General features: G+C 27.4%; 10 protein-coding genes, 3 tRNA genes and 1 rRNA gene. 12 read left to right on the top strand and 2 right to left on the bottom strand.

The window, feature by feature from the left end:
* The first annotated feature begins 95 nt into the window (after window positions 1-95).
* The 10 genes from rrf to TY07_RS16615 all read left to right on the top strand — a co-directional run bounded on the left by rrf (window position 96) and on the right by TY07_RS16615 (window position 6,354).
* Window positions 96-212: ribosomal RNA gene (gene rrf, locus TY07_RS16655) — 5S ribosomal RNA — on the top strand.
* Between the two features lie 9 nt (window positions 213-221).
* Window positions 222-298: transfer RNA gene (locus TY07_RS16650), tRNA-Ile, on the top strand.
* Window positions 299-303: 5 nt separating this feature from the next.
* Window positions 304-379 (top strand) — tRNA-Ala (locus TY07_RS16645).
* A gap of 187 nt (window positions 380-566) precedes the next feature.
* A complete protein-coding gene (locus tag TY07_RS18470) occupies window positions 567-719 on the top strand; it encodes a hypothetical protein (protein WP_172676202.1) in 153 nt (50 codons plus the stop codon).
* A gap of 97 nt (window positions 720-816) precedes the next feature.
* The gene (locus TY07_RS16640; protein WP_042402880.1) at window positions 817-1,260 is read left to right on the top strand and encodes a hypothetical protein; all 444 of its coding nucleotides are present in this window, start codon (window positions 817-819) and stop codon (window positions 1,258-1,260) included.
* Between the two features lie 35 nt (window positions 1,261-1,295).
* Window positions 1,296-1,772 carry a VanZ family protein gene (locus TY07_RS16635; protein ID WP_042402877.1) on the top strand — a complete coding sequence of 159 codons (477 nt, stop codon included), beginning with the start codon at window positions 1,296-1,298 and terminating at the stop codon, window positions 1,770-1,772.
* Window positions 1,773-2,110: 338 nt separating this feature from the next.
* Entirely contained in the window at window positions 2,111-4,198 is a 2,088-nt protein-coding gene (gene fusA, locus TY07_RS16630) for an elongation factor G (protein WP_042402874.1), read from the top strand.
* Window positions 4,199-4,362: 164 nt separating this feature from the next.
* Entirely contained in the window at window positions 4,363-4,599 is a 237-nt protein-coding gene (locus TY07_RS16625) for a hypothetical protein (protein ID WP_042402871.1), read from the top strand.
* Between the two features lie 109 nt (window positions 4,600-4,708).
* Entirely contained in the window at window positions 4,709-5,215 is a 507-nt protein-coding gene (locus TY07_RS16620; RefSeq protein ID WP_042402868.1) for a CinA family protein, read from the top strand.
* Window positions 5,216-5,397: 182 nt separating this feature from the next.
* Window positions 5,398-6,354, top strand: a complete 957-nt coding sequence (locus TY07_RS16615) for a CPBP family intramembrane glutamic endopeptidase (protein ID WP_042402865.1) — start codon at window positions 5,398-5,400, stop codon at window positions 6,352-6,354.
* A gap of 63 nt (window positions 6,355-6,417) precedes the next feature.
* On the opposite strand, the gene TY07_RS16610 is transcribed toward TY07_RS16615, so the two are convergent.
* Window positions 6,418-6,855 carry an SH3 domain-containing protein gene (locus tag TY07_RS16610; RefSeq protein WP_242833280.1) on the bottom strand — a complete coding sequence of 146 codons (438 nt, stop codon included), beginning with the start codon at window positions 6,853-6,855 and terminating at the stop codon, window positions 6,418-6,420.
* A 141-nt stretch (window positions 6,856-6,996) separates the two neighbouring features.
* Between TY07_RS16610 and TY07_RS16605 the strand changes: the two genes are divergently transcribed.
* Together TY07_RS16605 and TY07_RS16600 are read left to right on the top strand one after the other, a co-directional pair.
* Window positions 6,997-7,072 (top strand) — tRNA-Phe (locus tag TY07_RS16605).
* A 262-nt stretch (window positions 7,073-7,334) separates the two neighbouring features.
* Entirely contained in the window at window positions 7,335-7,541 is a 207-nt protein-coding gene (locus TY07_RS16600) for a hypothetical protein (protein WP_042402863.1), read from the top strand.
* A gap of 54 nt (window positions 7,542-7,595) precedes the next feature.
* On the opposite strand, the gene TY07_RS16595 is transcribed toward TY07_RS16600, so the two are convergent.
* Window positions 7,596-8,273: a uracil-DNA glycosylase gene (locus tag TY07_RS16595; protein WP_042402861.1), complete on the bottom strand. Its 678-nt coding sequence runs from the start codon at window positions 8,271-8,273 to the stop codon at window positions 7,596-7,598.
* Window positions 8,274-8,614: the final 341 nt, after the last annotated feature.

Below are 8,614 nucleotides of genomic sequence, written 5' to 3'. Positions count from 1 at the left end.
AATAAAAATATAATTCATGTGCAATTTTTAGAGAATAATTTCTTTAAAAAAGTTGTTGACAGATAATAATAAATACTGTATAATAACTTATGTAATCTGGTGATGATGGCGTAGAGGAAACACTCCTTCCCATTCCGAACAGGAAAGTTAAGCTCTACAGCGTCGATGGTACTGCACGGGGGACTGTGTGGAAGAGTAGAACGTTGCCAGGTAAACACTGAGGATCTTTAGCTCAGTTGGTTAGAGCAACCGGCTCATAACCGGTAGGTCCGGGGTTCGAGTCCCTGAAGGTCCACCATTTTTGGGGGTATAGCTCAGTTGGGAGAGCACTTGCCTTGCACGCAAGGGGTCAAGGGTTCGAATCCCTTTACCTCCACCAAAGCTACGGTTTTAAATCGTAGCTTTTTTTGTTGTATAAATTAATAATAATTTGTCGTAAAATAAATCAAAAATATTATTGTTTTTTTGCTATGATTTTAATAAAGTATTATATAATAGTGTATATAGTATTTCTAAAACAGATTTATAATGTGTTCTTATATAAAAATAAGAATGGGAGTGGTCATATGGAAGAAAAAGTAAACTTGGAGCAAAGAATAATTCAGTTGAAATTAAAAAAAAGAGATCTAGTCCTAGCTGGGAAAAATACAAAAGAGATTGATGAGGAAATCAACAATATAAAAAATGAGTTAGATAAATTATCTTTGATAGTAAAATAAATTTTAAACAATATGAATTTAAGCATATTATATTCAAAAATATCATAATAATTTTTGAGGGAATTATATTTTCATGTAAATATAGGAGGGACTATTTATGATAAGAACAGTGGTATGCGAAAAAGAAGGTTGTTCAGGAAATACTTTTTTTATAGAAACTCAAGGTAATAATTTAGTACTAACATGTGAACATTGTAAGAGCAAATATGAATTTGATATAAGTTATTATGATTTTATTATATTATCAAATTGTTCTAAATGTAATAATGATACTTTTAAGGTATTTAGGGATACTGAAAAGGAAGGAATATATGCAAAATGTGTTGAATGCGGTTCAACACCAGAAAAGATATATATAGATTCAGATGGAATACAAGTATCATATGAAGTGAAATTATTAAATGATATTAAAGAGTTAATGTATCAATTAGAACAAAGAATATGCAATGTAGAAGTCAAATTACAAGACCTTGAAGGTAGTCAAGGAATATTAGAAGAATCTTTAGCTTATATTAATAGATACTTAGTTGAAAAAAACTAATAATAAAATTTCATAAAATATAATAGGGAGAAAATATGAAAAACAAAGGAATAATAATGAATTGGATATTATTAATAGCTTGGATGATATTAATATTTGCAATGTCCAATCAACCAGCGGATATATCTAATAAGCAAAGTGATTTATTTATAAATATTCTTGCGTTTATAGGGATTGATTTAAATAGTGCTTTAGGTTCAATAGCATCATTTATTGTCAGAAAGGCAGCACATTTCACGGAGTATTTTATATTGTATTGGTTAGCAGTTTCAGTATTTAAAAATTATATTGAAACAAAGAAAGCAAGAATGTATTCTTTAGCTATAGTATTGGGATATGCAATTACAGATGAAGTTCATCAGTATTTTATACCTGGACGAGCAATGGCTTTAAGAGATGTAATTATTGATTTTTCAGGCGGATTATTTGGCTGTTTTATAGATTGGCTATTGTGCAGATTTAAAAATAAAAAAAAGAATAAAAATAGTTCATCAGGGATTGTTGCTAAATAATTGCAATAATCCTTTTTTTATAAGTTTATAAAAATACAATTATTAAAAACTATTTGAATATAAATAAAAAAGATTACACCTATTTAACTAAATATAGATAACAATAAGAAAAAATATGTTAATATGTCAAATTTAAAAGTTACTATAATAATTTTAAGTAATTGCTAGAAGCTTAAAGAGAATAGAAGAATATGAAATATGTACTATTTAGTTGATTAAATTCATAAAGATTAAGTATAACTTTAAATAATAATAGACAATAAAAGTGACAATTAATCAATCTATATAAAGAAAGGTGGGTGAGGGATAATACTACATTATAGTATTATCAATAAATTATGAAAGAATATAATTATAAAAACCTTAGGAATGTAGGATTAATAGGACATGGAGCAACAGGAAAGACATCTCTAGCCGAATCATTATTATTTTATACAAATAATACAGATAGACTTGGAAAAGTTGAAGATGGTACTACTGTAATGGATTATGAACAAGAAGAGAAAAAAAGAAAAATATCATTATCTACATCAGTGGCTTCATTTGAAGACAGTAACGTTAAGATTAATATAGTTGATATGCCAGGATACTTTGATTTTCAGGGAGAAATGGCTCAAGGAATGAGAGCTGTTGATATAGCAACTATCGTAGTATGTGCAGCATCTGGTATTCAAGTAGGTACTGAAAAAGCATGGGACTATTGTGAAAAGATTAAATTGCCAAGAGCATTTTTTGTTAATAAGATGGATAGAGAAAATGCTAATTTTGATAAAGTTTTAGATCAAATGAAAGAAATGTTTGGAACTAGTGTTGTTCCTATTCAATATCCAATAGGAAAAGAAAGTGATTTTAATGGAATTATAAATGTAATTTCAAAGACAGCATTAGTATATAATGCTAAAACTTCAAAAATGGAGACTTCAGAAATTCCAGAGGATTTAAAAGATAAAGTTGAAGAATGCAAGCAAATGGTAATGGAAGCTGTTGCTGAAACAGATGAAGAACTATTAGATAAGTATTTAAATGATGGTGAATTATGTGATGAAGATATATATAATGGATTAATAAAGGGTTGTGCTAATGGTGATATAGCACCAGTTTTATGTGGTAGCGCTATAAAGATGATTGGGATTAAATCAATGATTAATAGTATAATTAAATGTTTTCCATCACCAGAGCACTCACTTCCACAAAAGGCAATTAATTTAAGTAACGATGAAGAGGTTTTCATAAATATTGATGATGATAAACCATTTTCTGCTTTTGTTTTTAAGACTATTGCTGATCCATTTGTAGGCAAAATATCATTGTTTAGAGTAATGACTGGAAAGATAAGTGGAGAAATGACTGCATTAAATACTAATAAAGATAAGCAGGAAAAACTAAACCATTTATTCTTTATGAAAGGTAAAAATCAAATTCCTACACAAGTTATTTCAGCTGGAGATATAGGGGCAGTAGCAAAATTACAATATACAGCAACTGGAGATACATTATGTAGTGATAAGTTAAAAATTATGTATGATAAAATTAACTTACCGAATGCAGTAATGCCTATGGCTATATTACCAAAGTCTAAGGGAGATGAAGAGAAGATATCTCTATCATTATCAAAGTTGATGGAAGAAGATCCTGTATTTAAGGTTGAACGAGATGTTGAAAATGCAGAAACTATAATTTGGGGATTAGGAGAAACACACCTTGAAGTAATAGCTAATAGAATTAAGAGTAAATTTGGGGCAGATGTAGTATTACAAGAACCAAAGGTACCTTATAGAGAAACTATTAAAGGTAGTTCAGATGTACAAGGAAAACATAAGAAACAATCAGGTGGACATGGGCAATATGGTGATGTAAAGATTAAATTTGAACCAAGACAAGATGGGGAATTAGATTTAGAATTTGTAGATAAGGTGGTAGGAGGAGCTGTTCCTAGAAACTTTATACCTGCAGTTGAAAAGGGATTAAGAGATTGTATATCTAATGGGGTTTTAGCTGGATATCCAGTAATAGGACTTAAGGCAACATTATATGATGGTTCTTATCATCCAGTTGATTCTTCAGAGATGGCATTTAAGGTAGCGGCATCAATAGCATATAAAAAGGGATTAGAAGCAGCTCAACCTATTTTACTTGAGCCAATTATGAGTGTTCAAATATTAGTACCTGATAATTATATGGGAGATGTAATGGGAGATATTAATAAGAGAAGAGGTAGAGTAATAGGAATGGAACCAGAAGGAAGAGCACAAAAAATATATGCAGAAGTACCTATGAGCGAAATGTTTACTTATGCAACAGACTTAAGATCTATGACACAAGCAAGAGGAGTCTTTACAAGTGAATTTTTAAGATATGATGAAGTACCTGCAAATGAGGTAAATAAGATTTTAGATGAAACAAAAAAAATGAGGGCAGAAGCATAGCAAAAGAAAATATTTATAGGCCATATCAAAATCGATATGGCTTATTTTTATAAAAAATAAAATATGTAGAATAAAATTGATAAAAGATGCATAAAATAAGGACAGTTAAGAGATATTATATATAATAATATGGGGTATGAGAGAAGTAATAGGAGGGTAAAGCAATGCCAGACTATAAAATGGATATTAGAGGGAAACTAGGACTTAGTGAATATAGTGATATCTATGATTATATGGGGATAGTAGATAAAAATGATAATTTTACTATAACAGTAGATCAGTCAAATAGGCAACATGTAAATATTATTACCTCCATGTTAAAAGAAAGTAATTTTTCTATATTAGAAGAGGGAATAAATAATTTAGGGGATTATTATATTAGTGCCAATAAATATAAGTAAAAATCTCTAAAGTGCTTAGCTTTAGAGATTTTTATTTAAAAAATATTTATGTAAATGTAGAAAATAATGGTTTATAATTGTAGTTAGAAATTATTTTGAGGTGAGTTAAATGAATATACAGGGTAATAATGAAAGTTCTATAGAAAATATTATAGGAAATATTTTATGTAATAATAATTTAACTATATCTACAGCAGAATCTTGTACTGGTGGATTAGTTGCAGCAAAATTAATATCATATGCAGGAATATCTAGTTCATTCTTAGAAGGGGCAGTTACTTATTCAAATGAAGCAAAAATTAAAAGGCTTGGAGTAAAAAAGGATACTTTAGAGAAATATGGTGCAGTAAGTGAAGAAACAGCAAGAGAGATGGCTGAAGGGATTGCTAAGGAAAGTTCATCAAATGCATCAATTGCAACAACTGGGATAGCTGGTCCAGGTGGTGGAACTAAAGAAAAACCTGTAGGTTTAGTTTATATAGCTGTACATTTGAATGGAAAGACAAAAGTTGATAAATGTAATTTTGATGGAAATAGAAATGAAATAAGAAATTTAGCCACAAATTATGCAATTAATATGATGATAAAAGAACTTAAAGATAATAATTATAGATAATTTAGATAACGAAAAATAATCCCAATAATATTATCTAATACATTAAAGGGATTATTTTTGTATATAAATAAAATGGGGGAGAGGCGATTAACTATGAAGTTTAAAACTTCATTTATATTATTGTCATCATTTAAATTTAATATACATTAAGTAAATAAAATTTTTAGTAAAAGGAGAAATTTATGAAAAAGGTTGCTAGGGCCAATACATACTTTTTAATAATTATATTATTACAGCTGTTTTTGCCTGTATCAAAAATATTCAGTTTATTCAATATAACAGATGTTAGGTTAATGCTTTTTATAAGTCATACAATTACATTTATCGTTCCAGCGATAATATATTTAATAGTTACTAAGCAATCACCAAAGGATGTATTAAAATTAAACAAGCTATATTTTAAAGATGCACTTTTAATTATATTGCTTGCATTTGTATGCCAACCTATAATGACATTTTTTTCTTTAATATCACAATTCTTTTTTGAAAATGAAATAGGTAACTTTATGACAGAAATAGTTAATTCACCGTATATTATCTTGTTGCTTTTAGTAGCAGTGTTACCTGCGATAACGGAAGAAATAACTATACGTGGAGTAGTATTATCGGGATATAAAAATAAAAATATATATTTGTCTTCAATGATAACAGGATTATTATTTGGAATAATGCATTTAGATCCACAACAGTTTTTATATGCAACAGTTTTAGGTGTTGTGCTAGCTTTAGTTGTTAGAATAACAAATACAATATTTGCTTCTTCATTAATTCATTTTTTGATTAACGGAACGTCAATAACTATACAAAAAGTAATAAGCTTATTTCCACAAAGTGATTCAGTAATGGAACAAGCTTCAGAAATAAGTATAAAAAGTTTACCGATTGGAGAAAAATTAGCAATGGCTGGCACATATGGTGTAATAGCATTAGCTTTTGGAATAGTAGCTTTTTTTATACTTAAAAAATTAGCAGATTTGAATATTAGAAGAGGAATAATAGATAAAGAAGAGATGAGTGTAAGATATTGCAATAGTGATGAGAAAATATTTAATATTCAGTTTAGCTTTATTATAATACTTTATTTAATATTTATGTTGAGAGTGCCGATTATTAGATTTATTATAAGTTTAATTATGTAATATATAATAAGAGTCTATGTAATGAATGACTATTAATAGCTTTTAAATTACATAGACTTTTTATTATTTGAAATTAGTTGATATGTCTTGAGATGTAGGGCAAATAAAAGAAAAATCATTTTTATTAATCCACCCGCGACAGTTATAAGGAGTATCAATAGGTAAACTTATATAAAACCAAGTTTCGTTGCTTACAATGGCACTATCCAATATTTTAACCTCCATCTTAACATTCAATGTTTTAAGTTTTGGTGAATCAGTGGTTGGTGCTAGAAATATAATAGATTCATTATTTGCTATTGCGGTTGTTATTGATGGTCGAATAAATTGAACATCGAGATATTTTGTTTTTGCAATAGAATTTCTATATTCATTTCTAATACTATTAAATTGAGAAGTAGTTCTTCGTATCCGATCTTTGGCTACATTTAGCTTATTTTCATAATAAAAATACATAAATATAATAATTAATATTAATACTAAAAATATAATGTATTTCAAAGTTACCTCCAGAATAATTGTTATATAATATATTTATATTTAGAGGGTTATAAAAAATTACTACTAAAAAATATACTTATAGTTTATTTAGTAAAAAATATTTGACATAATATAAAAAATATTGTATATTAAAGTTGTTAAGGCTCGATAGCTCAGTCGGTAGAGCAGAGGACTGAAAATCCTCGTGTCCCTGGTTCGATTCCTGGTCGAGCCACCAGGTAAGTAACTTACTAATATAGTAAGTTGCTTTTTTTTTATTCTCATAAATTTAAGAATAAATACAAAAATAAAAGGATATAATTAATTATTTAATAAGTTTTTGTAGAATGCTATAAAAAGTATAAAATAACTCTTTACATAAAATGTTATAAAGAGTAAAATAAATTTATAGTAAATTCATTTATTGTTAAGTTTAAATTAAGATATATCTAATAATTTAATTATATAATTTAATTATAAAGAATAAGGAGGATATGCAGATGGTAGAAAAGATAATGCTTTCAGATAAGGATTATGAATATTTAACTAAAGGAATAGCAAGTGGAGTTGGTATAGGAACAATTATTGGAATGCTACTACAAGATATAATACTTGGATTTGCAGCAGGTGGAGTTATTGGTATTATATTATCATTTGTATATTCTTATTATAGAAAAGCAAAGTCACATAAAAAACAAAGTTGCTGAAATAGATTAAGATGAAAAAGTTAGATTCATTATAAAAATGATCTAACTTTTTATTTATATATTTTCTATTTGCCAATCAATAGGTTTTTTATTAACAGATATAAGAAATTGATTAATTTTTGAAAATGGTTTACTTCCAAAGAAACCTCTTGAGGCAGATAATGGGCTAGGGTGTACTGAAGAGAGAATTAGATGTTTATCATTAGTTATTAATTTTTTCTTACTAATAGCATTATTTCCCCATAGTAAAAAAACAACAGGATCATCTTTTTCATTAACTAAAGATATTATTTTATCCGTGAAAATTTCCCAACCTTTATTTTTATGAGAATTAGCCTCTCCAGCTCTTACTGTAAGTGAAGTATTTAATAAAAGTACGCCTTGATCAGCCCATTTTTTTAAATAGCCATTATTAGGAATATAGCATCCTAAATCTGAGTTAAGTTCTTTATATATATTTAATAATGAGGGAGGGATTCTTACACCTGGATTTACAGAAAAACTTAATCCATGGGCTTGATTAGGTCCATGATAGGGATCTTGACCTAGAATAACAACTTTCACATCTTCATAAGAAGTATAATGTAAGGCATTAAATATATCATATTTATCAGGATATATTGTTTTTGTATTATATTCATTTTTTAAAAATTCTCTCAAAGTTAAATAATATTCTTTTGAAAATTCATCTTTTAAAAGTTCATTCCAATCATTTTTTAATATTTGTTTCATTTTAATCACCTCTATGTAAGTATATTTTAATCAATAAGTTATAAATTTTAGATAATTATAGCACAAACGTTACCTAGTATATCAATAGTAGAAAAATAAAGAAAAAGAAAGAAAAAGCATATAAAATTAGAATTATTTGAATAAAATAATGAAAAAATGAAAATTATAATAAATAAATAGTGTTAAGATAAAACACGTCGCTGATGACAAATCAAACAAATGAGTTGATTGCAGAAGCGAATGATACTTATCATATCGATGATAAATGTCAAAAAAACTTTTGAAAAAAAAGTTGTTGACATAAAATTAAAGAAATGATAAGATAAGGAAGTCGCTTGAGG

Origin of the sequence: Clostridium saudiense (assembly GCF_000577815.1) — a bacterium.
Classification (GTDB): domain Bacteria; phylum Bacillota; class Clostridia; order Clostridiales; family Clostridiaceae; genus Clostridium; species Clostridium saudiense.
The sequence above is the reverse complement of the archived record's forward strand: the minus strand, read 5'-3'. Positions and strand labels throughout refer to the sequence as shown.

Bases quoted from the DNA above. Each gene is read 5' to 3' on its own strand.
- TY07_RS18470 (WP_172676202.1), top strand. From the start codon at position 567: ATGGAAGAAAAAGTAAACTTGGAGCAAAGAATAATTCAGTTGAAATTA.
- TY07_RS16640 (WP_042402880.1), top strand. From the start codon at position 817: ATGATAAGAACAGTGGTATGCGAAAAAGAAGGTTGTTCAGGAAATACT.
- TY07_RS16635 (WP_042402877.1), top strand. From the start codon at position 1,296: ATGAAAAACAAAGGAATAATAATGAATTGGATATTATTAATAGCTTGG.
- fusA (WP_042402874.1), top strand. From the start codon at position 2,111: ATGAAAGAATATAATTATAAAAACCTTAGGAATGTAGGATTAATAGGA.
- TY07_RS16625 (WP_042402871.1), top strand. From the start codon at position 4,363: ATGCCAGACTATAAAATGGATATTAGAGGGAAACTAGGACTTAGTGAA.
- TY07_RS16620 (WP_042402868.1), top strand. From the start codon at position 4,709: ATGAATATACAGGGTAATAATGAAAGTTCTATAGAAAATATTATAGGA.
- TY07_RS16615 (WP_042402865.1), top strand. From the start codon at position 5,398: ATGAAAAAGGTTGCTAGGGCCAATACATACTTTTTAATAATTATATTA.
- TY07_RS16600 (WP_042402863.1), top strand. From the start codon at position 7,335: ATGGTAGAAAAGATAATGCTTTCAGATAAGGATTATGAATATTTAACT.
- TY07_RS16595 (WP_042402861.1), bottom strand. From the start codon at position 8,273: ATGAAACAAATATTAAAAAATGATTGGAATGAACTTTTAAAAGATGAA.